Here is a 24,226-nt window from a genome sequence, read left to right as displayed (position 1 = left end):
GCGGTTCAGGCGGCCTGCGCAGGTGCGCTTCGTGCTGCGTCGATCATGGTCTCGCTGACCACGCGGTAGAGCGCCACCCAAGAGGCGTGCACCTCGTCGGTGTAGGCATCACCCAGGCCTTGCGCCAGCGTCTTGAGCAGCGCGCCGCCCACCGTGGCGTAGTGCTCGTCACGCACGCCGTAGTTCACATGTCGAAGGCCCAGCTTGCGCAGTGTGGGCGTGAGGGTTTCAGGGTCTTCGAGCAGGTCGACCGCGGCACCGATCATCGTCATCAGCCGCGCGCCCTGCTGCGTCATGTTGCCCTGGAAGAGACGGCGAACCTGGGGGTCGGCGGTGAAAAGGTTGTCGTAGAACAGCGCCGCGGCTTGCGTCGCAATGGGTTCGACCAGCGCAAAGCTGCTGCGCACGTGGCCGATCTGAGTCGGTGTCATCGAGTCTCCTTGGGCGAGGGTCTGGCCCTCTGGATGAATGGAGACGCCATGGTGCGACGCGAAGGCTTCACCGGTGTTTCACGCGCCGCGGTAGATTGTTTCGATGGTTGCCGCTCGCCAGGCGGCTTGGGGCTCAGGGCGGGTTGCCGGCGCTTGGGGCGCTTCGGTAGTGCGCCGGAGCGTTGCCAGTCCATTTGCGAAAGGCCTTGCGGAAGTTCGACGCGTCGGAGAAACCCACCCGCGCGGCGATCTGCTCGACTGACATGGCGGTATCGCGCAGAAACTCGAGGGCGAGCGAGCGCCGCACGTCGTCGACGATCTCCTGGTAGCGAAGCTCGTTCTCGGCCAGCTTGCGGTGCAGGCTGCGCACCGAAAGGCCCAGCCGCTGCGCCATCTGCTCCGCGCTCGGGAAATCGCCACGGCTGTTGAGGCAGGCGGTGCGAATTTGCCGCGCCAGCGTGTCTTCGTGCGGAAGGCCTTCGAGCATGCGTTCGCAAAAACGTTTGCAGACGTCGGCGGTGATCGGGTTCGCGTTCGGGCACGGAAGATCGAGCAGGCTCGCATCGAAGTGCCACTCCATGACCGTCTGATCGAAGTGCACCGGGCAGCCGAAGGCGCGCTCGTAGGCCGCGGCGTGCGCCGGGCGCGGGTAGGGCAGCAGCAGCAGGCGTGAGGGCATGGGCTGCTCGAGCACCGCGCTCGTGAGCTTGAGGATGGAGGCGAACCAGAACTCGGTGGCGATGGGGAGGATGTCGCCGAGTTCCATCACGTCGTGGCCCTCGAACACCGCGGTGTCGCCCTCGATGCGAAACCGCTTCTCGAGAACAGGCCCGGCGAGGTGCACGTGCCGGATGCCCAGCGCGACTGCGTCGCCGAAGGTGTTGCTGCTGACCAGCGCGTAGCCGTACACGCCGAAATCGCTCAGGCGTTGGCGCGCACCGGCGCGCAGGCCGATGTCTGGCACGACGGACAAGCGCTTCGCGTTGCCAAAGATCGTGACCTTCTGCGGGCGTGAGATGCGCGCCTGCGCATCGTCGAGTTGCTCAGGCGTGAGGCCCGTGCCCTGCAGCAGGGCCGATGCGGTGATGCCGTGCTCGGCGAACTCGTCGAACAACGCGCGCAGGCCGAGCATGCTGTGCACCGCCGAATCGGTGTCTTTGGACAAGCGGGAAATGAGGGTGCTGGAACCGTTCATCCGGGTATTCCTGAGGGCGACTGGCAGATTTTCACCCTCCCCCTGACCGCTTTCAACCTCGTCTTCCCCGGGGCCCCGGCGCACGATCGCGGTCGACCGAGCCGGCCCCCAAGCCGGTCCCCCAGCCCGGCCCTTCACCCCAGGCCAGACGAGGATGCGATGAACGATCGACAAGCCCCATCGGACGCTGTCCAGAGCCTCATGGCGGACCGATTCGCCGCCCAACAGGCCGCGTTCGCCCGCCAGCCTTACCCCCCGGCCGCGCAGCGGCGCGAGCACCTGCGCGCGCTCAAGCGGCAGATCCACCGCTACCAGGAGCTGATCGCCGACGCCATCAGTGCCGACTTCGGCCACCGCGCCCACGCGGAGTCGAAGATGCTCGACCTGCTCGGCTCCACGCTGGAGATCAACCACGCGATCTCGCACCTCAAGCGCTGGATGCGGCCCTCGCGGCGCGGCACCGAGCTGCTCTTCCTGAGCAACAGCCTGCGCGTGCGCTACCAGCCCAAGGGCGTGGTCGGCGTCATCGTGCCGTGGAACTTCCCGCTGTACCTGGCCATCGGCCCGCTGGCCGCGGCGCTGGCGGCCGGCAACCGGGTGATGATCAAGATGCCCGAGGTGACGCCGGCCACCAATGCGGTGCTGCGCCGCCTGCTCGGCGAGGTGTTCGCCACCGACCACGTGGCCGTGTTCGGCGAAGAAGTCACCGACCCCAATACGTTCACCTCGCTGCCCTTCGACCACATCGTGTTCACCGGCTCGCCGGCCGTGGGCCGCATCGTGATGCGCACGGCGGCGCAGAACCTCACGCCGGTCACGCTGGAGCTGGGCGGCAAGTCACCGGCCATCGTCGACCGCGGCTACCCGATGGCCGAGGCGGCCGCGCGCATCGCGCACGGCAAGGCCACCAACGCCGGGCAGATCTGCGTCTCGCCCGACTACGCGCTGGTGCCGCGCGAGCAGCTCGATGCCTTCGTGGGCGAGGTGCGCGCGGCCTTCCAGCGTAGCTTCGGCGATCGCGCCGACCAGCACCCCGACTACACCGGCCTCGTCAACGACCGCCACCACGCGCGCATCACCGCGCTGCTCGACGATGCCCGCGCCAAGGGCGCGACCGTGCTGGCCTGCGGCCCCGGCATGGGGCGGCGCATGCCGATGCAGATCGTCACCGGCATCACGCCCGAGATGCGGATCGCGCAGGAGGAGATATTCGGCCCCATCCTGCCGGTGCTGCCCTACGACACGCTCGACCAGGCGGCGGCGTACGTGCGCAGCGGCCCGCGCCCGCTGGCGATGTACCTCTTCAGCCACGACGCGGCAGCGCGCGAGCGCGTGCTGCAGAACACGCACGCCGGCGGCGTGACCGTCAACGACTGGGGCTGGCACGTGATCAACCACGACGCGCCCTTCGGTGGCGTCGGCAACTCGGGCATGGGCACCTACCACGGCATCGAGGGCTTCCGCGAGCTCTCGCACGCCAAGACGGTGTTCAAGCGGCACCGCTTCTACCCGATCGGGCTCTTCTACCCGCCCTACGGGAACCTCGTGCAGCGCCTGGTGCTGCGCCTCTGGCTCGGCCAGGGCGACCCCGCCCTGAGTGCACACACCCCGCAGCCTTCTGCCCCTTCAAGGAAGTAACACCATGAGTGATCTCGAATTCGACTACGTCGTCGTCGGCGGCGGCTCCGGCGGCTGTGCAGTGGCCTCGCGCCTGAGCGAAGACCCGAACGTCAGCGTCTGCCTGCTCGAAGCCGGCGGCCCGGACACCAGCGTGCTGATCCATGCACCGGTGGGCGTGGTGGCGATGATGCCCACGCGCATCAACAACTGGGCCTTCCAGACCGTGCCGCAGAAGGGCCTGAACGGCCGGCGCGGCTACCAGCCGCGCGGCAAGACGCTCGGCGGTTCCAGCTCCACCAACGCCATGCTCTACGTGCGTGGCAACCGCTGGGACTACGACCACTGGGCCTCGCTCGGCAACGCGGGCTGGTCCTACGACGAGGTGCTGCCCTACTTCAAGCGTTCCGAGAACAACGAGATCCACGGCAGCGATGCCTTCCACGGCACCGGCGGCCCGCTGAACGTGACCTACCCGCGCCACGCGAGCCCGATCAACGACATGTTCCTCGCGGCCGCGGCCGAGCAGGGCATCCCGACCATCGCCGACTACAACGGCGCGAACCAGAACGGCGCCTTCCTGTACCAGGTGACGCAGAAGAACGGCGAACGCTGCAGCGCCGCCAAGGGCTACCTCACGCCCCACCTGTCGCGCCCCAACCTGAAGGTGTTGACGCGCGCCGTGACCACGCGCCTGCTCTTCGAGGGCCGCCGCGTGATCGGCGTGGCCGTCGAACAGGAAGGCCGCAAGCTGCAGGTGCGTGCGCGCGCCGAGGTCGTGCTGAGCTCGGGCGCCTTCGGTTCGCCGCAGTTGCTGATGCTCTCGGGCATCGGCCCGGCGGCGCACCTGCGCGAGAAGGGCATTCCGATCGTGCACGACCTGCCCGGCGTCGGCCAGAACCTGCAGGACCACATCGACTACGTGCAGACCTGGCGCGTGCCGAGCGACACCGAGACCTTCGGCGCCTCGCCGCGCGGTGGCTTGAAGCTCGCGCGCGCGATGTTCGAGTGGAAGAAGAAGCGCAGCGGCATGGTCACCAGCTCGATCGCCACGGCCGGGGCCTTCCTGTGCTCGTCGCCCGAGGTGACCGTGCCCGACCTGCAGCTCGTGTTCGTGCTCGCGATCGTCGACGACCACGCCCGCAAGCAGCACCTCGGGCACGGCATCTCCTGCCACGTCGACCTGCTGCGCCCGCACAGCCGAGGCGAGGTGCGCCTGGCCAGCACCAACGCGCACGACGCACCACTGATCGACCCGCGCTTCTTCGATGACGAGCGCGACCTGAAGCGCCTCGTCAAGGGCGGGCAGATCCAGCAGCGCATCATGGAGTCGCGCGCCTTCGGCAGCGTGCGCGGCAAGCAGCTCTACGCGACGCGTGCCGACGACCCGGCAAGCATCGAGCGCGACATCCGCAACCGCGCCGACACGCAGTACCACCCGGTGGGCACCTGCAAGATGGGTGCGGCGGACGATGCGATGGCCGTCGTCGACGAACGCCTGCGCGTGCGCGGCATCAGCGGCCTGCGCGTGGTCGACGCCTCGATCATGCCCACCGTGGTGGGAGGCAACACCAACGCGCCGACGATCATGATCGGCGAGAAGGCCGCCGAGATGATCCGCGCCGATGCCCGTCGCAGCAGTGCGCCGGTCGCCCGAGAGGCGCAACCCGCCTGACAGGGGCCCGCCGCGCCCCGACGAACCCGATTCAACCCATACACCCCATCTCACACAGGAGACACATGTCCACCAAGCCCCTTGCCCTGGTTGCCGCCCTCGCCGCAGCACTTTCCGTTCATGCCCATGAGGCTCCCAAGGATGCGACCGCGGCCACAGCGCAGGCCAACAAGCGCTTCGGCGCCGCCTACGACCTGGCCGACAAGCAGGACTTCGAAGACGCCACGCGCGGCCTGGTCGCACGCCTTCCCGACACACCCATCAAGGACGCCAAGGGCAATCTCGTGTGGGACCCCGCCCAGTTCGCCTTCATCCAGGGCGAGGCGCCCAGTTCCGTGAACCCCAGCCTGTGGCGCCAGGAACGGCTCAACAACTCGGTGGGCGTGTTCAAGGTGACCGAAGGCATCTGGCAGATCCGCGGCTACGACCTGGCGAACATGACGCTCGTGGCCGGCAAGACCGGCTGGATCGTGATCGATCCGCTGATGAGTGCCGAGGTGGCCCGGGTCACGCTCGACTTCGCCATGGAGAAGCTCGGCAGGAAGCCGGTGGTGGCGGTGATCCTCACGCACAGCCACGCCGATCATTTCGGTGGCATCCGCGGCGTGGTCGACGAGGCCGACGTGCGTTCGGGCAAGGTGCCCATCATCGCGCCCGAAGGCTTCATGGACCATGCCGTCGCCGAGAACGTGCTTGCCGGCAATGCCATGACGCGTCGCGCGCACTACCAGTTCGGGGCACCCTTGCCCAGCGGCGAGAAGGGCGTGGTGGGTTCTGGTCTCGGCAAGGGCCTGTCGACCGGCACCATCGGGCTCATCGCGCCGACCGACAGCGTCAAGAAGACCGGCGAAGAGCGAGTGATCGATGGCCGCCGCATCGTCTTCCAGATGGCCAACGGCTCCGAGGCACCGGCGGAGTTCGCGTTCTACTTCCCTGACTTCAAGGCGCTGTGCCTGTCCGAAGTGGTGACGGCGAACATGCACAACATCTACACCCTGCGCGGCGCGAAGGCGCGTGATTCGCTGGCGTGGAGCAAGTACATCAACGAGATGATCGACTTCCACCCGGAAGCCGAGGTGGCCTTCCGCAGCCACCATTGGCCGGTGTGGGGCGGTGCGCGCATCAAGAAGCACCTGGAGAACCAGCGTGACCTGTACCGCTACATCAACGACGTGGCGCTCAACATGGCCAACAAGGGCGTGAAGATGGACGGCCTGGCCAACCTGGACTACATCCCCAAGGGCCTGCGCAACGACTTCTCCACCCACGGCTACTACGGCACGCTCAGCCACAACCTGCGTGGTGTGTACAACTTCTACCTGGGCTTCTACGACGGCAACCCGGCCACGCTGAACCCGCTGCCCGAAGCCGAGGCGGCCAAGCGCTACGTGGCCGCCATCGGGGGTGTCGATGCGGTCGTGGCCAAGGCACGCGCGGCCTACGAGGCCGGCGAGTACCGCTGGGCGGTCGAACTCAACAACAACGCCGTGATGGCCGAACCCGCCAACGAGAAGGCCCGGGCGTTGCAGGCCGACGCCCTCGAGCAGCTGGGTTACCAGGCAGAGTCGGGCGTGTGGCGCAACGAGTACCTGGTCGCGGCCAAGGAACTGCGCGAGGGCGTCAAGCCGGTGCGGCTGTCCACCCAGGGGCCGGACATGGTGCGCGGCATGTCGCTCGACCTGATCTTCGACTTCATCGCCGTGCGTCTGAACCACCAGAAGGTCGACGGCATGCAAGCCGGGATCCAGGTGAACTTCACCGACAGCAACGAGACCTATGCGCTGGAGCTGTCCAACGCCGTGTTGAACAACACCAAGGGCCGCAAGCTCGGGTCACCCAACGTCACGCTGTCGCTCACCCGGCCGGCCTTCTTCAAGATGCTGCTGGGCGGCGTGCCGCTGCCCAAGCTCATCGAGGGCGGCGAGGCCAAGGTCGAGGGCGACCCGAAGGCGCTGGGCGCGATCTTCGCGAACCTGGACACGTTCAGCCCGCTGTTCGACATCGTGACTCCTGCATCAGCCGGCGTGGCTGGCGTTGCAGCGCGTTGAGTCGTCGCCCATCACGAGGAGAACACCATGCAAGAACGCCCCTGGCTGGCCACGTACCGTGAGTTCGGCATCCCGGCGCAACTGCCCGAGCCGGCGCATCAGAGCGTCACGTCGATGCTCGAAGCTGCGATGCAACGCCATGCGCAGCGCCCGGCCTTTCGGTTCGGCGCGCAGGCGTTGACCTTTGCAGAGCTCGACCGGCTGTCGCGCCAGTTCGCGGCCTGGCTGCAATCTCGCGGCATCGGCCGCGGTGATCGCGTGGCGGTGATGACGCCGAACATCCTGGCCTTTCCGGTAGCGATGCTGGGCATCCTGCGTGCGGGAGCCGTCCAGGTGAACGTCAACCCCCTGTACACCGCGCGAGAACTGGCTCACCAACTGCACGACGCCGGTGCCGAGATGCTGGTCATCTTCAACGCCGCGACCCCTGTGCTGCGCGAGGCGCTGAACGAGACCTCGCTGCGCTGCGTTCTGACGGCGGGCTTCGGCCTGGGTCCCGAGCCCGGCCCTGCCGACCCGCCGGTCGACGGTGGCTTGTCGGGCTGCGAAGTCATCGCCTTCGGAGCGGCCTTGCAGGCCGGCGAGGCGCTGCCCTACACGCCGGTGAAGACGACGCCAGATGACCTGATCTTCCTGCAGTACACCGGTGGCACGACGGGCGTGTCGAAGGGGGCAGCACTGTCGCACGGCAACCTGCTCGCCAACTGCGCTCAGTACGCGCTCTTCATGCCGGAATCCATGCGGCCCGGCGAAGAGGTGATCGTCACCGCCATTCCGCTGTATCACATCTTTGCGCTGATGGTGAACTTCATCACCTACTTCAGCATCGGCGCCGAGAACTGGCTGGTGGCCAATCCACGCGACATGAACGCCTTCGTCGGCGTGTTGCGCAACGCGCGGCCGACGGTGATCACGGGCGTCAACACGCTTTACGCCGGGCTCACCCAGCAGGCGGCACTCGCCGAGGTCGACTGGTCGCGCCTGCGGCTGGCGATCGGCGGTGGCGCGGCCATCGTGCCGGCGGTGTCGGCGCGATGGCAGAAGGTCACGGGCCAGTTCATCCGCGAGGGCTACGGCCTGTCGGAGACCAGCCCGGTGGCGTCGTTCAACCCCGCCGCCGTGCGCGAGTTCACTGCGACAACGGGCCTGCCCATGCCCTCCACCGACATCAGCCTGCGCGATGACGAGGGCCGCGAACAGCCCGTGGGCGAGGCCGGCGAGATCTGCATCCGCGGGCCGCAGGTGATGCGCGGCTACTGGCAGCAGCCCGAGGCCAATGCACAGGCCTTCACGGCCGACGGCTACTTCAAGACCGGCGATGTCGGCGTGTTCGACGCGCGCGGGTTCCTGAAGATCGTCGACCGCAAGAAGGACATGATCCTCGTCTCGGGCTTCAACGTGTACCCCAACGAGATCGAGGCCGTGGCCAGCAGCTGCCCCGGCGTGGCCGAATGCGCCTGCGTGGGCCTGCCTGACGAAAAGACCGGTGAAGCCGTTTGCCTGGTTGTCGTGCGGCTGCCTGGTGCAACGCTGGACGAGGCGACGCTGATCGAGCACTGCCGCAAGGAACTGGTCGCCTACAAGCTGCCGCGCTCGGTTCGATTTGTCGATGCGCTACCCAAGAGCGCCGTCGGCAAGGTGCTGCGCAGGGAGTTGCGCGCACGCTGAGCGGGTGCGGCGCGCGAGGGCTGCCTGCTACTGCACGAAGCCGATGCTGGATCGTTTGAATCCGGCATCGGGCAGGTCGCTCACTTCGACTCGGTCGCGGCGCGCGAGCTTGGCGTTGCCGAAGGCCGTCATCCACGCGCGCCGCATCTCGCGCGGAGCCATCTCGCTCATGCGGTCGAGCACGTCGCTGACAGGTTCGGGTTCGAAGCGCTTACCCCAGTCGTGGTCGGCGCGGATGCTGCGGTACAGCTTGGCGGCGATGTGGCGCGCCGCGTCGCGGTCGGGTGCCTGCACCTCGTACACGTTCATTCGGTTCAGGATGGGCTCGGGGATGCTGCGGCCATCGTTTGCCGTGGCGACCCAGATCACCTGGCTCGCATCGATCGGCACTTCGGCAAACTCGTCGGTAAAGCTTCCCGCGGTGTCGTGTTCGAGCAGGCTGTACAGCGCGCCCAGCGGGTCGTAAGCGTGCTCGCCGCCTGCCTTGTCGATCTCGTCGACCACAAGCACGGGGTTGGCGTACTGGCCATCGACCAGCGTCTCGAACACCTTGCCGGGCCGCGCGCCCTTCCATTGGCTGGAGGCGCCCGAGAGCACCCAGCCCGCGGTGAGTGAGCTCATCGAGATGAAGCCCATGCCGGTGCCCAGCAGTTGCGACAGCTCGCGCGCGAAATGCGTCTTGCCCACGCCGGGCGGTCCGAGCAGCAGGAGGGGCGTGATCTCCAGCGCATCGCGGCTGTCTTCGCACAGGGCGATCTGCCGCTTCACGTCGTCGAGTACGTCAGCGAAGTTGGGCAGGTCGTCGTAGAGGTGATCCATCGCCGGCAGGCCGGAGGGCTTGACCTGGAAGCGCTCGGGTCCCTTCTCGAGCATGCGCTCGTAGGTGGAGCGCAGGCCTTCGTGTTCCTTGCCGGGGAGCTTGTCGAGCTTGCGGCCGACCTCGTCGATCCGGTAGAGGCTGCGCATGCGCGCGATCGGGATGCTTCCACCCCGTGCAGACACCGTGACCAGGTCCTTGGATGCGCTCATGTGACCTCCTGAAAACGCAAGCCTCGGGATCATTGAAGCAAACCCGGGGCTGGCGAAGCCATCGATAACAACCCGAAATACGCACCTGTTCCCATGCACGAGATATGCCACCCACGCGTGGTGAACATCTCGATGCGCTCCGAAGGCCGCGGCGGCGGCCTGGGCCACTACTTCACGAATGCGTTGAGCTGGATGATGGGCAGGAGCACGGCGAGCACGATCAACATGACGATGCCGCCCATGGCCACGATCAGCAGCGGCTCCAGGATGGTGGCCATGGCCATCGCGCGGCGCTGCACCTCGGTGCCGGTCTGCTTGGCAGCGCGATCCAGCATCTGCGGCAACTGGCCGGTCTGTTCACCCAGGCGGGCGAACATCGAGAGCAGGCCAGGGAAGCGCTTCTTGCCGGCCAGGGCCGAGGCAAGTGGGGCGCCTTCGCGCACCTGAACCAGGGCATCCATGGCGTCGGCGCGCATCGCGCGGTTGGAGAGCGTCTCGGCCGCGGCCTGCAACGCCTTCAGGATCGGCACGCCGGCACCGGCCAGCATGGCCAGCGTGCCGGAAAAGCGCGCCGCGTTGTAGCCGCGCGCGAGCTTGCCCAGCAGCGGCAGCGTGAGCAGGCTGGCGTCGAATTGCTCGCGAAATGCTTCGTTGCGCAGCGCGAGCTTCAGGCCCACGCCACCTGCAATCAGCGCAATGAGCATCAGCCACCCGTAGTTGCGGATGAAGGCGCTGATCGCCAGCATCGCCACCGTCAACCCGGGCAATGCACGCTTGGAGTTGGTGAACACCGACGCGACCTGCGGCACCACGTAGGTGACGAGAAAGATCACGATCACGACCGCGATCAGCGACACGATGGCCGGGTAGAGCGTGGCGCCAATCAGCTTGGCCTGCAGGGCCTGGCGTTCTTCCAGGTCGTCGGCCAGGCGTTCGAGCACGGTGCCGAGCGCGCCGCTTTGCTCGCCGGCCGCGACCACGGCGCGGTAGACGTCGTCGAACTCGCGCGGGGCGCTCGCCAGCGCGCGGGCGAAGGGCGAACCGGCGTTGACCTCGCTGCGCAGGTGAGCGACGAGTTCGCGCTGGCGCGGGTCTTCGGCTTCATCGCTCAGCGCCGTGAGCGCGCGTTCGAGCGGCAGACCCGAGCCGACCAGACCGGCAAGCTGGCGTGTCCACACGGCGAGGCTGGTCGACGAGAAGACGCGGCGCGTGAGCTGCAGGCCGCCCACTTTCTGCGTGCCTGCGGAGGCCACCTGGGTCACGTCCAGCGGCACCAGGGCCTGCGCGCGCAATTGCGCGCGCGCAGCCTTCAGGTTGTCGGCTTCGAGCAAGCCGGTGGTCGTCTTGCCGGCGGCGTTGAGCGCTTCGAACTTGTATGCGGGCATGGTGGCTCAGGCGGGCGCCCGGCTGGCCCAGGCCCGGCTGCGCGCCCACGGGGTGCAGCAAGGGAGCGAAAGGCCGGGCGAGGGGGTGGTCATCATTCGCGCGTGACGCGCATCACTTCTTCGGCCGAGGTGACGCCCTCTTCGACCAGGCGCGCACCGTCGTCACGCATCGAGCGCATGCCGTTGGCTTCAGCCGCCACGAAGATCTGCGATTCGGCGGCGCGGGCATGGATCAGGCTGCGAACCTTTTCGTCGGCCACCATCAGTTCGTAGACGCCGGTTCGGCCCTTGTACCCGCTCTGGCCGCACTCGCTGCAACCGACCGGGTGCCAGCGGCCGCGGGCATCCTGCTTCTTGCAGTGCGGGCACAGCTTGCGCACGAGGCGTTGCGCGAGCACGCCGAGCAGCGACGACGACAACAGGAAGGGCTCGATGCCCATGTCGGTCAGCCGGGTGACCGCGCTAGGTGCGTCGTTGGTGTGCAGCGTGGCCAGCACCAAGTGGCCGGTCAGCGAGGCCTGCACCGCGATCTGCGCCGTTTCGTAGTCGCGGATTTCACCGATCATGATCACGTCCGGGTCTTGCCGCAGGATCGCGCGCAGCGCCTTCGCGAACGTGAGGTCGATCTTCGAATTGACCTGCGTCTGCCCGATGCCGGTGAGTTCGTACTCGACCGGGTCTTCGACCGTGAGCACGTTGGTCGTACTGGTGTCGATGCGGCCGAGCGAGGCGTAGAGCGTGGTCGTCTTGCCCGAGCCGGTGGGGCCGGTGACGAGCACGATGCCGTGCGGCTGCTGCACGAGCTTGTCGAAATTCTTCAGCGTGTCGCCGCCCATGCCCAGGCCTTCGAGCGTGAACTTGGTCTCGCCCTTGTCGAGCAAACGAAGCACCGCACGTTCGCCGTGCGACGACGCCAGCGTGGACACCCGCACGTCGACCGCACGGCCGCCGATGCGCAGCGAGATGCGGCCGTCTTGTGGCAGGCGCTTCTCGGAGATGTCGAGCTCGGCCATGATCTTCAGGCGCGAGATCAGCGCCGCGTGCAAGGCCTTGTTCGGCTGCACCACCTCGCGCAGCGTGCCGTCCACGCGAAAGCGCACCGAGCTCGAACGCTCGTAGGGCTCGATGTGGATGTCGCTCGCGCCATCCTTCGCGGCCTGCGTGAGCAGGGCGTTGAGCATGCGGATGATGGGCGCGTCGTTGGCGGCTTCGAGCAGGTCTTCGACCGCCGGCAGGTCCTGCATCATGCGGCTCAGGTCGACCTTGCTCTCGACCTCGCCGATCACGGTGGCCGCGCTCGACTCGCCACCGGCGTAAGCCGCGGCGATGCGGTTGCCGATGGAGCTTGCAGACTCGCGCTCCAGCGCGTCGATGCGGTACAGCCGCAGCACCTCGCTCAGTGCGGGGAAGGCGACGGTCTCGGGCGCCCACAGCACGAGCCGCTCGCCGTCGTCCTCGAGCAGCATGCTGTGCGCCTTGGCATAGGCGTAGGGCAGGGGGTGACGTGAGCCCATGGTGTCTTGATGATCAGTTCGCGGGTGCGGGTGCCGGCGTGGGGGCCGGGACCGGCGCAGGGGCGGGCGCCACAGGCATCGCCGGGGCCGGGGTCGGCGCGGGCACTGGCTCGCTCGGGGGTGGTGCCGACGAAGCGCCGGGTACCTCACCCGTCGCCGGCATGCCCGGGGGCACCGGGCGCGGCGCGATCACCGGTGCCTCGCGGATCGGCATCAGGATGTTGCCGCTCGGCTGGCCGCGGTTCATCTGCTCGGCGCGGATGATGTCGTAGCGGTCCATCGTGATGCTGTTCGCTTCGGCCTGGTCGCGCAGAACGACCGGCCGCAGGAACACCATCAGGTTGCTCTTCACGCGATTGCGGTTGTCGCTGCGGAACAGCGCACCCACCAGCGGCAGGTCGCCCAGCCAGGGCACCTTGCTCACGGATCCGCCGTATTCATCTTTCATCAGGCCGCCCAGCACCATGAACTGGCCGTTGTCGACCACCACGGTGGTCTCGATCGAGCTCTTGTCGGTGGTGAGGCCTTGCGGCGAGTTCTTGGACGACGGATCGACCGTGGAGTTCTCCTGATAGATCGTCATGCGCACCGTGCCGCCTTCGCCGATCTGCGGCTTGACGCGCAGCGTCAGGCCCACGTCCTTGCGCTCGATGGTCTGGAAGGGGTTGGTCGCGCCCGTGGCCGCACCCGTGTTGGTGTACGAACCGGTGATGAACGGCACGTTCTGGCCGATCACGATCTTGGCCTCTTCGTTGTCCAGCGTGATCAGGTTTGGCGTGGAGAGCACGTTGCCGTCGGCGTACGTTTCGAGGAATCGCGCCAAGGCTCCGATGTTGTAGAGGTCGCCGATCTTCTTCAACAGGCCGATATTGAAGCCCGCCGGGACCGCCGCGGCCGCGGCAATGATGTTGTTGGTGCCGCTGTTGATGGCCGCCGTGGACGTGATGATGTTCGGCTGGCCGTAGTTGGTGCCGCCTGCCACGATTCGGGAGTCACCCGGCTGGCCCGACGCGCCTTGCCACTGGATGCCGATGTCGACGATCTTGTTGGCGTCGACCTTCACGATCATCGACTCGATGTAGACCTGCGCGCGGCGCGAGTCGAGCTGGTCGATGACGGCGCGCAACTGGCGATAGACCGGCTCGGGCGCGGTGATGATCAGGGAGTTGGACGACGGGTCAGCCTGGATGAAGCCCCCGGTCGACGGGCCCGCTGATTGCGAAACCGGTGCGGTCGCCTGCGGCGAGGCACCGGTGGCGCTGGTTTGCTGGTTGTTCGCTGTGTTCTGGGTGGCCGAAGGCGAGCTGCTGGTGCTGCCCACCGACGACATGCCGCCGGCGCTTCCATTCGGTACACCGGCCGCGTAGGCCGCACGCAGCACGGTGGCCAGCTTGGTCGCATCTGCGTTCTTCAGATAGACCACGTAGATGTTGCCCATGGGGTTGCTGCCCTGGGTCGGCTGGTCGAGCTTGGCGACGATGCTCTTGATGCTCACCATGCGCGCTGGCGTCGATGCACGCACGATCAGCGCGTTGCTGCGCGGATCGACCATCACCGACGAGGTGCCACCGGCGCCGGGCGCGCCCTGCGGCAGGGCCACGCCGCCACCACCGCCGCCATCGCTGAGGCGTTGCACCATGGTGGCAACGTCCGCGGCCACGGCGTACTTGAGCGGGATGATCTCGACGTCGCCCGCGCTTGGTGTGTCCATCGCCGCGATGATCTTGCTGATGCGCGCGAGGTTGTCGGCGTAGTCGGTGACGACCAGCGTGTTGTTGCCGGGGTTCGCGTTGATCGTGTTGTTGGGGCTGATGAGGGGGCGCAGCACCGGCACCAGGTTGTTGGCGTTCTCGTGGCTGAGCTTGTAGATCTGGGTCAGCACCTGGTCGCCCTGGCGCGAGACCGCGCCCACCGAGACCGTGCTCGATTGCAACTTGGCGTCTGCTTCGGGAACCACCTTGAACAGGCCGCCCGACTCCACCACCGTGAAGCCCAGCCCGCGCAGCGCCGCCAGGAAGTTAAGGTAGGCCTCGCGCGGCGCCATCGGGTCTTCGCTGTAGAGCGTGATCGTGCCCTTGACGCGCGGGTCGACCACGAACTGTTGCTTGAGGATCGCGCCCATCGCGCGCGACACGCCTTCGATCTCGGCATTGACGAAGTTCAGCGTGACCGGCTCACCCTTGAAGCGGGATTCTTTCGGCTGCTGCGCCATGGCGATCGGCATCGGTGCGAGAGAGGTGGCCAGCATGGTCGCGGTGAGTGCGGCGGTGAGCGGCCGGCGCGGTGAGCACAACAAGAAGCGGGGGCGGAGAGGAGCGCGCGTTTTCATACTTCTTATCCGATCGAAATGACAGACACGGCGCCTCTGCGCCGCCCAATGATGTTGAGCAGGTTGTTCAGTGCGGCCTCGTCTGCCTCGGTGGCCGCGCGGGCTTCGCCTCGGAAGCGCACGCCGTTGGCGCCCGCGCTGCCTTCACCCGAGAGCTGCAATGCGCCTTCCAGCGTGGTGAGGCGCAACTGCGTGGGCGCCCCGGCGGTGCCCACGAGCGTGAATCGGTAGCTGCCGAGCGGCTCGAGCGTCGAGACGCGGGACGATGCCTGCAGCATGTCGATGTCGGCTTGGCCGTCGATCAGCCACCGGCCCTGCACCCATTCCATGCGGATGCCGGGGGACGACAGTCGAAGCGACCCGCCGAGCTGCAAGGTGTTCCAGGGCGTGCCCAAGCCGCCGAGCAACGCCCCCGGCCATTGGCCGACCCAATTGGGTTTGGGTGCCAGCGTGGCCGAGATGCGCCCCAGCCCGGGCCTGATGAGCAGGTTGACGGTGTCGTTCAGGCAGCAGGCGTGCTTCAGGCGCAGATCGAGTGCGAGGCCCTTGAGCCCCAGTTCCCATTCGAGTCGACCGGGCAGAGAACTCGCGTCGCGGCTGCCGGGGCCTCCGGTGAGCACGGCCACCGCGCTGCCCGACCACACGGAGCCGCGGGCATCGGCCAACTGCACGCGCTCGCCGGTGGCGCTCGACACGGCACCCGCCAGCCAGGTGGCGGGCGCGAAGACAACGAGGCTCACGACCAAGCCGAGCACGGCGCCGGCGATCGCCCATTTGGAGGCGGCGCTGCGCTGTTGCTCCCACGCCTTCTCGGCGTACGACGACTCCTGCCATTGCGATGGCACGGCGCTCGATGCGAACCGCTTGCGCAGGCCGACACGACGCGAGGGTTTGCGAACCACGGCCATCATTGCGCCCCCCCGAAGGTGAGCACCACGGTGCCGGAGTAGCCCTCGGGGCCCCGCGTGAGTTGCGCTTCGACGGGTCGCGCGCGAGCGCCGCTACGCGCTTCGGTCAACCAGGCACGCAGCGTTTCGCCGGTGACGCCGCTGAGCGTGAGCGTGGCGCGATCGTTCTGAACCGCGATGCGGCCCTTGTCTCCCAGCCGCTCGGTGGCCGACTTGAGCGCAGCGACGGCCAGGGTTGCGGGCACGGGCGCGGCGCCGCGCAACTCGCGCGACTCGGCGGCCAGGCGCTGCATCGATTGCAGTTGCAGGTCGAGGGCATTGATCTGCGTCGGTGTCTCGCGCAGCGCTCGCAGCGCCGGTGCGACGCCGATCCACCACACCAGCAGGATACCCAGGGCGACAGCTGCAATCGTCAGGCCCGAGCGCTCGCGCGCCGGCAAAGCTGCCCAGCGTTGGCGTGCCTCGGTGGTCATCGCCTTGACGGAGGCCGGCAAGGGCATGCCGCGCGCGCTCACAGTGAACGCCCCGCGTCAGCCGGCATGCGCGTCACGACGACGTTGCCGTTGACCGCTTCGACGCGCCAGCCACTGGGGCGCAGCTGATTGCGGAATTGCTCGACCTGTTGCGGGTCCCAGCCCGGCGCCGAGAGCGAGAGCTTCCCAGGTTCGTAGCGCAGGTTGTCGACCGGTGGACGATCGCCTGGCCAGGCGCCTGCGGCGGCGAGGAGCATGGGTTCGAGGTCGGTGTCCCCTGGTTTGCCGGCGGCGGCGCGCAGGGTGTCGGTTTCACGTTGCATCTGGAGGGGCGCGTCCAGCACGCCACGAACTTGCGGGTGAGCGGCCTGCAGCAGGGCGACCATCGCCTTGCGTTTGCTTTCCACCGTGTGACGCTGGTGTGCAGCCCACAGGTTGAGGCCGACGAGCTGAACGGCGATCAAGGCGACGAGCCCGTAGCGCATGGGCTTCCACGCGGGTGTCAGGAACTGGCGCCATACGTCTCGCAGCGCGCGGGTGCCTCGGTTCTTGCGGGCCAGGGTGAACTGGCGCAGATTCCACAGCGATCGCGACGCCATCAGCGCGCGCTGCGGCCAATCCATCACCGTGACCGGTGCGCCAAGCCAGCGCTCGGCGGCTGCGGCGGTCGCCGAGGTGGCGCTCCAGCGCGCGCCTTCGGGCAGCGGGTTGGGCAAGAGGGCGCGCGTCAGGGAGCCCTGCAGGTTGACCTGCGCCACGCCGTCGGTGTGGGCCCAGGTGAGCGTCGCGCCCTGGGATGGATCGCCCAACTCGGCGAAATGCCCGGTCGGCGGCTCGTCCGGCCACGAGGTCGGGACCACGCGGTCGATGAACACGTTGGACTTTTCGAGCAAGGAGAGTTCGCCCGTCAGCCACGCGCGGTCGACCACGGCAACCCAGGTCGACTGGCCGGCGACCGCGTTCGGAGCCACCGCGATGTGGACGGTGCTGGCTTCTTCGAGCAGTGCCTCTTCGAGCACCCCGACCAGGGCCGCAGGCATGCGTGCCGCGGGCGCTTTGGGCAGGGTGATCCGGTGCCAGCTGACGTCGGAGTCGGCGAGCACGGCCACGGCCGTGGTGGCTTTGGGCAGCAGGGCTACGGCGCAGCGCCCCTGCGCGGCCATGGCCAGGCCGTCAGGACTCAGCGCGTAGCTGTATTCGGTGCCTTCGGGCGCAGAAGGGCCGGCATCGCGGGCCTGCAAGCGAGGGCGGGGAGGGATTTGAACGACAAGCGTGCTCATACAGCGCGTGAGGGTAGCGGAAATGTAAGCGCACGACCGTCCAAAACTACCCGAATCAACAGCTTGCGGCTTGTTCTTGTAGTGCTTGTTGCAACGCCTTGCGAGTTGGGGCTCAGCTGCCGGCGTCGGTCGAGTTGATGCGCTCGACGCTCAGCACCTCGATCAGGCGCTGGCTGCGGTGGACGATGGAACGCTGCTCGACAACTCGGTCTTCAAGACGTAAGCGGCCGCGCACTTCGAAATAGTCGGAGCGCACGTCCACACCCCCGAGGGCATCGGCCGGCGTGCCGGAAAGCTGAGCCTGGACGTCCGCCGGCTTCTTGAAAGGCGTGCGTTGGCGGTACTGGACCAGCCGTTCGGCATCCCCCACATTGAGGCCCTTGATGGCGGCAGCGATCACCTCCCGACTGGCGGTGTTCACGTTGATCGTCGTCCGCTCGGGCAGCATCACGATGTATGGCGTCAGGCGCTGCAGGGCCTGGGGGTCGATCCCCAGCCACTTGAGCTGGTCGATGCGCTTGGGAGCGATCGGGCCGTCGCCACTGCTGCCTGTGCCGCCAGACGGAATGTTCGAGGCCTTCAGTCCGGCGACCAGCACGTCGGCCACGCTGGGCGACACATTGATGTTGGTGCAGAGCTGGCGCAGGATCTCGACGTCGGCCTCGGATACCTTGCCCGTGGACGGATCGATGAGGTTGCGCAGATTGAAACGCGCTTGCGCATCGGTGACGTTGCCCGAGAGGAAGGCATCCGGCGCGTCGTCGGTGTTCTGCTTGTCCGCGGCCAGGAAGGTCGACAGGCGGGCCTCCGCCAGGGGCACCGCCCATGGCTCACCCAGGTGGTCGAACAGGTGCGTGCCTTGCGAGGTGGGGCGAGCGTCCTCTTTCAGAATCAGGCCGACCCAATCGAGCGCGCCGGACAGCAGCCAGCTCGACTGAGCCCGCGAGCGCTCTGCGATCTCAACCTGCACTGCGCGCCACTGCTGCCAGACCATGGACACCGCCAGCGTCGTGATCAAGGTGACGATGATCATCGCCAGCAGCAGCGCGGCGCCGCGTTGGCGTTGGCGGGCGTTCGAAGAGGCCACCATCATTGCGGCCCCAGCGCGATCTCGCGCGTGACGCTGCCCGCGTAGCCGCTGTTCTCGGCGAAGCTCAGCACCACACGCACGGCCTTGAGCGGGTCGGCGTTTGCAACGGCGCTTGCCCCCGGTGCGGGCGCCTGCGCCGCGGTGCCAGCGCTCGATTGGCAATTGCTCCACGCGTTGCCCCGGTAGCAGTAGGCCTGCCATTCGCTGAGGCCGGTGAGGGTGGGCAACTGCCCCGCTTCATTGCCGATGAACTGCTGCGTGCTCATCCAGTTGTCGATCAGCGCCTGCCGGGTGGTGACGGCCGGGCCTGCCCAGCGCAGCCAGGTGCCGCCGCGCAAGGACCACACCACCACCTGCAGGCCGTCAGGTGTGCGGCGCGTCAGGCGCAGCGCAATGCCGTCGAAGCTCGGCAGGTCGGGCAACACGCCGCTGTCCTGCGCGGATTCGAGATCCTGCTGGAACTGCGCCAGCACGGTGTTCACGCGCAAGACCTGCTCAAGTTTGGCCTGGCTGGCGGCACGCGTGCGAACGATGCCATCCACCCCTTGCCAGGCCATCATCGCCAGCGTGGCCATGATCATCATGGCCACCAGCACTTCAATCAGCGTGAAGCCCGAGAGTTCGTTGCGGTGAGAGGTGCGCATGATTCGTTCGTCAGCGCCCGAGGATGGTCGACAGCGTGAGGATGTGCCGGCCGTCCTCGTTGGTGACCTGGGCGTCGGCACGCAGGAAGTTCGGGTTCGGCGTGCGGCTGGTGACCAGCTTCCCCTTGAAGTTGAGCCCGAACTGGTCGCAGCTGAACTCGACCTCGGTCGGCACCTGGAAGAACTTGGTCAGCTTGCGCTCGGTGAGTTCGTTCTCTGCGCACCACTGGGCCGACGTGACTTCGGTGACGCGCTGGGCGTTGTCGGTCAGTGCTCCAGCCGCTTTGATACCGGCACCGAGCGCCACCGCGACGATGGCGAGCGCCACCATCACTTCGATCAGCGTGAAGCCGCGTGCGACGCGTGTCATTGCTGGGCGACCGTCTCGCTGTCTTGAACAGCGAACGGGTTGAGGCCATCGGTGGCGATGGTCAGCCGTTGGTCTTCGAGGCGCAGCACCACGCGCTGCGGCGGGATCATCGGCTCGGGCCCGAGGATGAGTGCTCGCGCTCCGACGATCTCTGCCGAAACGCCACTGCCCAGCCAATGCATCGGGAAATCCTTGGCGTTGGTGAGGCCGGTGAACAGGAAGCTGTCTTCCGACTTGCCATCGGCTGTGGTCGGCTCCCACCGCACCATCATTCCCGATGATCGCGACTCGGCCCTTGCGGATTCGAGCAACGCGACGAGTCGTGCGGCTTCGTTCTCCAACTGCGTGCTGGCCGGATCGCGAATCGCCAGGGTCATCATGGCGGATGCAATGGCGATCAGCGTGATCACCACCAGCAACTCGATCAATGTGAAGCCACCGGCGCGGCGGCGGCGCGCATGGCGGGCTTGCATGATCCGGATGGCTCGACGTGTTCTTTACTGCCAGGAGCCGATTTCGGCGTCCTTGCCTTCGCCGCCGAGTTGGCCATCGGCCCCGAAGCTGTAGACGTCGATCTCGCCTTTGACGCCCGGGTTGGCGTACTGGTACGGGTGGCCCCACGGATCGTTCTGGAGCTTGGGCAGGTAAGACTTCCAGTTCGAAGGGATCGCACCCGCCGTCGGCTTGGTCACGAGCGCCTGCAGGCCTTGCTCACTCGACGGGTAGCGCTGGTTGTCCAGCTTGTACAGCTTGAGCGCCTGCATGAGGTTGTTCACGTCGGTACGGGCCGCCGTGACGCGTGCGTCGTCTGCACGGTCCAGCACGTTGGGCGCGATCAAGGCGGCGAGAACGCCAATGATCACGAGCACCACCATCAGTTCGATCAGGGTGAAGCCGCGGGCCAGGCGCGGAGCGTGACGTTGAGTGAATGTTTGATTCATGACTTGCACGGATGGCTGACGGATGGGGCGTTGAATCATAATCGTCCAATGATTGCGCGATTGTCAGCTTTCGTGATTTGGGCGTTGGTGGCCGCCGCCACCGTGTTCTGGGGGATGCGCCTGTTGGTGCGTCCGACCCCGGTGCCCGCCCATGCCATCGTCGTCGGGGACGCCCCGCAACTGCGTGGTGACCTGTCCCGCCTGCTTGGTGCCGAGCCTGTGACGGCCGTGGCGCTGGCGCCCGAGATCAGCAGCCGCTTCAAGTTGCTCGGTGTCATGGCTGCCAAGCCGAGCCCGCAGGGCATGACGCCCGGAATCGCATTGATCTCTATTGATGGAAAGCCCCCGCGCGCCTTTGCGGCGGGTGCGCGAATCGAGGACCAACTCTTCTTGAAGGACGTGAGCCTTCGCACCGCATCCATCGGGGCCGAGAGCAGCGGATCGAATTTCGTCCTGGAGATTCCCGCGCTGCCGCCACCGGCGACCGGCTCCTTGCCCAGTGTGGCGATGGATACCGTCCCGTCGCAGCCTGCACCTGTGGTGCCGGTCCCGCCGCCGCAAGTCCCTCAGATCGTTCAGCAGCAGATGCAGCAGGCGGCACCTGAAGCCGCGCCGGCGTCTCCGCCCGGCCCGCGCCAGCGCCGCGGCGGCGTGGGCAACCCGAACCAAGCTCGCTGAGGCTTCAGCCGCTCGCTGATTCGGACGGTCCGATGTCGGCGGGTTGTGAGGGGCCGGCGTCCTCGCCTTCAGCCACTTCGGTGAGCAGGGCGGCGGAACTCAGCACCAAGGGCAGTGCGAGTGTGGCACCGGTGCCGTCTGTGCTTTCCATGCCCAGTTCGACCAAAGCTTGAGTCTTGAACAGACTCAATGTGGTCGTCAGCCCTGGGTGGCTGTGGCTGCGGCTGAATACGCAGTAGTCGGTGACGGGCGGTGCGATGCGCGCAGCGACGATCAGCGCGGCGCACGCGGGCAACCCGTCAACCATCACGAGCCGGCGCTTGCTCGAGGCGACCAGCATCACCCCCACCATCATGGCGATCTCGAAGCCGCCGTAGGCAGCGAGCACCTCGACAGGGTCGCTGAGCTCTCGGTGGCGGCTTTGCGCTGCCTGAAGCACCATCAGCAAGCGGCCTTCTTCCTCAGGCGACAGGTTGGGTGTGACGACGAGGTTCTGCACGAGTTCGCCCGACAGCGCCGCAATCACCAGGGCAGCGCTCTCATGGGAGCCCACCCCAATGCCGGCACAGGCAACCAGATTGCCGGGCAACGAATCGGCGATCTCCATGCCTGCTCGGATCGCGGCATGGGCTTGATCCAGCGACATGGCCATGCTGACGCGGGCGTTGCGAGTACCGTGTGCGATCTTGCGGGCCATCAGGCGGGGATGGGGCGCCACCACCTCCGATACGCCGCAGTCGACCACGCTCAGCTCCATCCCCTGGATCCGGGCAAACACCGACACCGGCAGCTTGGACGCGAGGAGGCTGTCCACCAGCCGCTCGGTCGAGGGCTGCCCCGGCGGCCCGATGCCGTCGACCGCGAGGCCGTGGTCCGACGCGAACAAGACAAGCTGCGGGGAGCGAAAGCGCGGCTTGAGCGAGTTCTGGATCAGCCCCAGGCGGATCGCGAGGGGCTCCAGTTCCCCCAGCTGACCGGTGGTTTCGCTGCGTCGCTTCAGCTTGTCGCGCAGCGCCCGCTCAAGGAGCGGGTTGGCGGTGGACGCAATGAGCGATTGGCTGACGGACATCGGCAATGCCTGAAGGGCGGGAAGATGGGTTCGCAGCTTACCGTGCCATCACGCGGATGAAGTCTCAGCGCAGAAACAGTTGGTACGCCGGATTGTCCGTTTCGTCGATCCACGGGTAGGCCAAGCCTTCGAGGAACGCCTTGAACGCCTTCTTGTCGCCGCGCGGCACCTGGATTCCGACCAGGATGCGGCCGTAGTCGGCACCTTGGTTGCGGTAGTGGAACAGGCTGATGTTCCAGCCCGGGTGCATGCTGGACAGGAACTGCATCAATGCGCCGGGGCGCTCCGGAAAGACGAACCGGTACAAGCGCTCGTCGCGCGCCAGTTCGCTGCGCCCGCCCACCATGTGCCGCAGGTGCTGCTTGGCCAGTTCGTCGTGGGTGAGATCGACCGTAGCGAACCCTTGCTTCGTGAAGCTGCGGGTGAGCTTCTCGGATTCGCCGCGGTTGCTCGTCGCCAAGCCGACGAACACATGCGCCTTCTTCTCGTCCGAAATGCGGTAGTTGAATTCGGTGACGGCGCGCGGGCCGATCAGTTCGCAAAAGCGCCGGAAGCTGCCGCGCTCCTCGGGGATGGTCACCGCGAACACGGCTTCGCGCTCTTCGCCAACCTCGGCGCGTTCAGCCACGAAGCGCAGCCGGTCGAAGTTCATGTTGGCGCCGGAGGTGATTGCCACCAGCGTCTTGTCCTTGAGTTTGTGCGTTTCGACGTACTGCTTGATCGCGGCGACACCCAGCGCACCGGCCGGCTCGAGGATGCTGCGCGTGTCCTGGAAGACGTCCTTGATGGCGGCGCAGACGGCGTCGGTGTCTACCACCACGTAGTCGTCGACCAGTGCGCGAGTCAGGCGAAATGTCTCTTCGCCGACCAGCTTGACGGCCGTGCCATCCGAGAAGAGCCCGACATCGGTGAGCTGCACCCTCTTGCCGGCGCGTACCGAGCGCACCATGGCGTCGGAGTCGGCCGTTTGAACGCCGATCACCTTGATCTCGGGCCGAACCGATTTGATGTAGGCCGCCACGCCCGAGATCACGCCGCCGCCGCCGATACCAACGAACACGGCGTCAATGGGCGCCTGATGCTGCCGCAGGATCTCCACGGCGATGGTGCCTTGGCCGGCGATGACATCGGGGTCGTCAAACGGATGCACGAAACAGAGGCCGCGCTTTTTCTCCAACTCAAGCGCGTGGAGGTAAGCATCGGAGTAACTCTCGCCATGCAGGACGACCTCGCCACCCAGTGCCCGCACGGCGTCGATCTTCAGCTTTGGCGTGGTGACCGGCATGACGATCAAGGCCTTGCACCCGAGGCGATGAGCCCCCAGCGCGACCCCTTGAGCATGGTTGCCCGCCGATGCGCAAATGACACCGCGCTTGAGCTGCTCGGCGCTGAGCCCGGCCATCTTGTTGTACGCGCCCCGCAGCTTGAAGCTGAATACGGGCTGCGTGTCTTCGCGCTTGAGCCACACCTGGTTGCCGAGTCGGGTCGAGAGGTTCTTCGCCAACTCCAGCTGGGACTCGATCGCCACGTCGTACACGCGGGCGGTAAGGATGCGCTGCAGGTACTCGCTCAGCCCCAACTTGTCGCTGCTGCGGCCCTTCCCGATGGGTGACTTCGGGCGGCGAGCGGGGGCAGTCATGGCGTTTCCTGAGGCTGGTGGGGTCCGGGGCGCCGGATCATAAGGCAGCGCTTGCGCAGCACGCCTTGCGTGCCGGGCAGAAAAAAACCCAAGGCATTGCTGCCTTGGGTTGAATCCACCAATGGAGGAGGTGGAGGAGACAAAGGGTTGGCGCCAAATAACGCGTTTGAACGCCAGTGCACGAATTGTATCGGTATGCCATGCTGCGACGCAATATTTTTCCGCATAAGCATCCGCGCACAG

The 24,226-nt window shown here is 67.0% G+C and carries 21 protein-coding genes; 5 read left to right on the top strand and 16 right to left on the bottom strand.

The window, feature by feature from the left end:
• Positions 1-5: 5 nt before the first annotated feature.
• Together AC1KAR_RS06290 and AC1KAR_RS06285 are read right to left on the bottom strand one after the other, a co-directional pair.
• Positions 6-431, bottom strand: coding sequence for a globin family protein (locus AC1KAR_RS06290; RefSeq protein WP_480315619.1), 426 nt, complete (start codon positions 429-431; stop codon positions 6-8).
• Between the two features lie 133 nt (positions 432-564).
• Entirely contained in the window at positions 565-1,626 is a 1,062-nt protein-coding gene (locus AC1KAR_RS06285) for an AraC family transcriptional regulator (RefSeq protein WP_480315617.1), read from the bottom strand.
• A gap of 159 nt (positions 1,627-1,785) precedes the next feature.
• Here AC1KAR_RS06285 and AC1KAR_RS06280 point away from each other — a divergent pair, with 159 nt between their 5' ends.
• The 4 genes from AC1KAR_RS06280 (at position 1,786) to AC1KAR_RS06265 (ending at position 8,634) form a co-directional block, all read left to right on the top strand.
• On the top strand, positions 1,786-3,264 hold the full coding sequence (locus AC1KAR_RS06280; RefSeq protein WP_480315615.1) for a coniferyl aldehyde dehydrogenase: 1,479 nt from the start codon (positions 1,786-1,788) through the stop codon (positions 3,262-3,264).
• 4 nt (positions 3,265-3,268) lie between these two features.
• Positions 3,269-4,918 (top strand): GMC family oxidoreductase, encoded by a 1,650-nt coding sequence (locus tag AC1KAR_RS06275; protein WP_480315613.1) that lies wholly within the window; start codon positions 3,269-3,271, stop codon positions 4,916-4,918.
• 65 nt (positions 4,919-4,983) lie between these two features.
• A complete protein-coding gene (locus AC1KAR_RS06270) occupies positions 4,984-6,966 on the top strand; it encodes an alkyl/aryl-sulfatase (RefSeq protein ID WP_480315611.1) in 1,983 nt (660 codons plus the stop codon).
• A 27-nt stretch (positions 6,967-6,993) separates the two neighbouring features.
• The gene (locus AC1KAR_RS06265; protein WP_480315609.1) at positions 6,994-8,634 is read left to right on the top strand and encodes an AMP-binding protein; all 1,641 of its coding nucleotides are present in this window, start codon (positions 6,994-6,996) and stop codon (positions 8,632-8,634) included.
• A gap of 27 nt (positions 8,635-8,661) precedes the next feature.
• Here the strand turns inward: AC1KAR_RS06265 and AC1KAR_RS06260 are convergent, their stop codons facing one another.
• From AC1KAR_RS06260 to gspG, 12 genes are all read right to left on the bottom strand, one after another.
• Entirely contained in the window at positions 8,662-9,663 is a 1,002-nt protein-coding gene (locus AC1KAR_RS06260) for an AAA family ATPase (protein WP_480315607.1), read from the bottom strand.
• A 167-nt stretch (positions 9,664-9,830) separates the two neighbouring features.
• A complete protein-coding gene (gspF, locus tag AC1KAR_RS06255; RefSeq protein ID WP_480315605.1) occupies positions 9,831-11,048 on the bottom strand; it encodes a type II secretion system inner membrane protein GspF in 1,218 nt (405 codons plus the stop codon).
• A gap of 92 nt (positions 11,049-11,140) precedes the next feature.
• Complete coding sequence (gspE, locus tag AC1KAR_RS06250) at positions 11,141-12,562, bottom strand: type II secretion system ATPase GspE (RefSeq protein ID WP_480315603.1); 1,422 nt, start codon at positions 12,560-12,562, stop codon at positions 11,141-11,143.
• A 13-nt stretch (positions 12,563-12,575) separates the two neighbouring features.
• Positions 12,576-14,810, bottom strand: coding sequence for a type II secretion system secretin GspD (gspD, locus tag AC1KAR_RS06245; protein ID WP_480315601.1), 2,235 nt, complete (start codon positions 14,808-14,810; stop codon positions 12,576-12,578).
• An 86-nt stretch (positions 14,811-14,896) separates the two neighbouring features.
• Positions 14,897-15,802 carry a type II secretion system protein N gene (gspN, locus tag AC1KAR_RS06240; RefSeq protein WP_480315599.1) on the bottom strand — a complete coding sequence of 302 codons (906 nt, stop codon included), beginning with the start codon at positions 15,800-15,802 and terminating at the stop codon, positions 14,897-14,899.
• Positions 15,799-16,299 (bottom strand): type II secretion system protein GspM, encoded by a 501-nt coding sequence (gene gspM, locus AC1KAR_RS06235; RefSeq protein ID WP_480315597.1) that lies wholly within the window; start codon positions 16,297-16,299, stop codon positions 15,799-15,801. The genes gspN and gspM overlap by 4 nt, the downstream gene beginning before the upstream one ends.
• Positions 16,300-16,310: 11 nt before the next feature.
• A complete protein-coding gene (gene gspL / locus AC1KAR_RS06230; protein WP_480315595.1) occupies positions 16,311-17,513 on the bottom strand; it encodes a type II secretion system protein GspL in 1,203 nt (400 codons plus the stop codon).
• Positions 17,514-17,664: 151 nt separating this feature from the next.
• Positions 17,665-18,642 (bottom strand): type II secretion system minor pseudopilin GspK, encoded by a 978-nt coding sequence (gene gspK, locus AC1KAR_RS06225; protein ID WP_480315593.1) that lies wholly within the window; start codon positions 18,640-18,642, stop codon positions 17,665-17,667.
• Complete coding sequence (locus AC1KAR_RS06220; protein WP_480315591.1) at positions 18,642-19,286, bottom strand: prepilin-type N-terminal cleavage/methylation domain-containing protein; 645 nt, start codon at positions 19,284-19,286, stop codon at positions 18,642-18,644. The genes gspK and AC1KAR_RS06220 overlap by 1 nt, the downstream gene beginning before the upstream one ends.
• A 10-nt stretch (positions 19,287-19,296) precedes the next feature.
• On the bottom strand, positions 19,297-19,656 hold the full coding sequence (gene gspI / locus AC1KAR_RS06215) for a type II secretion system minor pseudopilin GspI (RefSeq protein ID WP_480315589.1): 360 nt from the start codon (positions 19,654-19,656) through the stop codon (positions 19,297-19,299).
• The gene (locus AC1KAR_RS06210; protein ID WP_480315587.1) at positions 19,653-20,129 is read right to left on the bottom strand and encodes a pilus assembly FimT family protein; all 477 of its coding nucleotides are present in this window, start codon (positions 20,127-20,129) and stop codon (positions 19,653-19,655) included. Before AC1KAR_RS06210 ends, gspI begins: the two co-directional genes overlap by 4 nt.
• A gap of 24 nt (positions 20,130-20,153) precedes the next feature.
• Entirely contained in the window at positions 20,154-20,597 is a 444-nt protein-coding gene (gene gspG, locus AC1KAR_RS06205; protein WP_480315585.1) for a type II secretion system major pseudopilin GspG, read from the bottom strand.
• Between the two features lie 3 nt (positions 20,598-20,600).
• Between gspG and AC1KAR_RS06200 the strand changes: the two genes are divergently transcribed.
• A complete protein-coding gene (locus AC1KAR_RS06200) occupies positions 20,601-21,275 on the top strand; it encodes a type II secretion system protein N (RefSeq protein WP_480315583.1) in 675 nt (224 codons plus the stop codon).
• A 4-nt stretch (positions 21,276-21,279) separates the two neighbouring features.
• Here AC1KAR_RS06200 and AC1KAR_RS06195 read toward each other — a convergent pair whose 3' ends face one another.
• The gene (locus tag AC1KAR_RS06195) at positions 21,280-22,344 is read right to left on the bottom strand and encodes a nicotinate-nucleotide--dimethylbenzimidazole phosphoribosyltransferase (protein WP_480315582.1); all 1,065 of its coding nucleotides are present in this window, start codon (positions 22,342-22,344) and stop codon (positions 21,280-21,282) included.
• A gap of 64 nt (positions 22,345-22,408) precedes the next feature.
• Positions 22,409-23,983, bottom strand: coding sequence for a threonine ammonia-lyase, biosynthetic (ilvA, locus tag AC1KAR_RS06190; RefSeq protein WP_480315581.1), 1,575 nt, complete (start codon positions 23,981-23,983; stop codon positions 22,409-22,411).
• Positions 23,984-24,226: the final 243 nt, after the last annotated feature.

It is taken from the genome of Piscinibacter sp. PDB1-1 (assembly GCF_056675995.1).
The sequence above is the reverse complement of the archived record's forward strand: the minus strand, read 5'-3'. Positions and strand labels throughout refer to the sequence as shown.

Coding starts and splice junctions, on each gene's coding strand:
- gspM (WP_480315597.1), bottom strand. CDS start 16,299: ATGCCCTTGCCGGCCTCCGTCAAGGCGATGACCACCGAGGCACGCCAA.
- AC1KAR_RS06210 (WP_480315587.1), bottom strand. CDS start 20,129: ATGCAAGCCCGCCATGCGCGCCGCCGCCGCGCCGGTGGCTTCACATTG.
- gspD (WP_480315601.1), bottom strand. CDS start 14,810: ATGCTGGCCACCTCTCTCGCACCGATGCCGATCGCCATGGCGCAGCAG.
- gspF (WP_480315605.1), bottom strand. CDS start 11,048: ATGCCCGCATACAAGTTCGAAGCGCTCAACGCCGCCGGCAAGACGACC.
- ilvA (WP_480315581.1), bottom strand. CDS start 23,983: ATGACTGCCCCCGCTCGCCGCCCGAAGTCACCCATCGGGAAGGGCCGC.
- gspE (WP_480315603.1), bottom strand. CDS start 12,562: ATGGGCTCACGTCACCCCCTGCCCTACGCCTATGCCAAGGCGCACAGC.
- AC1KAR_RS06280 (WP_480315615.1), top strand. CDS start 1,786: ATGAACGATCGACAAGCCCCATCGGACGCTGTCCAGAGCCTCATGGCG.
- gspI (WP_480315589.1), bottom strand. CDS start 19,656: ATGACACGCGTCGCACGCGGCTTCACGCTGATCGAAGTGATGGTGGCG.
- gspG (WP_480315585.1), bottom strand. CDS start 20,597: ATGAATCAAACATTCACTCAACGTCACGCTCCGCGCCTGGCCCGCGGC.
- gspK (WP_480315593.1), bottom strand. CDS start 18,642: ATGGTGGCCTCTTCGAACGCCCGCCAACGCCAACGCGGCGCCGCGCTG.
- AC1KAR_RS06270 (WP_480315611.1), top strand. CDS start 4,984: ATGTCCACCAAGCCCCTTGCCCTGGTTGCCGCCCTCGCCGCAGCACTT.
- AC1KAR_RS06260 (WP_480315607.1), bottom strand. CDS start 9,663: ATGAGCGCATCCAAGGACCTGGTCACGGTGTCTGCACGGGGTGGAAGC.
- AC1KAR_RS06285 (WP_480315617.1), bottom strand. CDS start 1,626: ATGAACGGTTCCAGCACCCTCATTTCCCGCTTGTCCAAAGACACCGAT.
- gspN (WP_480315599.1), bottom strand. CDS start 15,802: ATGATGGCCGTGGTTCGCAAACCCTCGCGTCGTGTCGGCCTGCGCAAG.
- AC1KAR_RS06265 (WP_480315609.1), top strand. CDS start 6,994: ATGCAAGAACGCCCCTGGCTGGCCACGTACCGTGAGTTCGGCATCCCG.
- AC1KAR_RS06220 (WP_480315591.1), bottom strand. CDS start 19,286: ATGCGCACCTCTCACCGCAACGAACTCTCGGGCTTCACGCTGATTGAA.
- AC1KAR_RS06195 (WP_480315582.1), bottom strand. CDS start 22,344: ATGTCCGTCAGCCAATCGCTCATTGCGTCCACCGCCAACCCGCTCCTT.
- AC1KAR_RS06290 (WP_480315619.1), bottom strand. CDS start 431: ATGACACCGACTCAGATCGGCCACGTGCGCAGCAGCTTTGCGCTGGTC.
- AC1KAR_RS06275 (WP_480315613.1), top strand. CDS start 3,269: ATGAGTGATCTCGAATTCGACTACGTCGTCGTCGGCGGCGGCTCCGGC.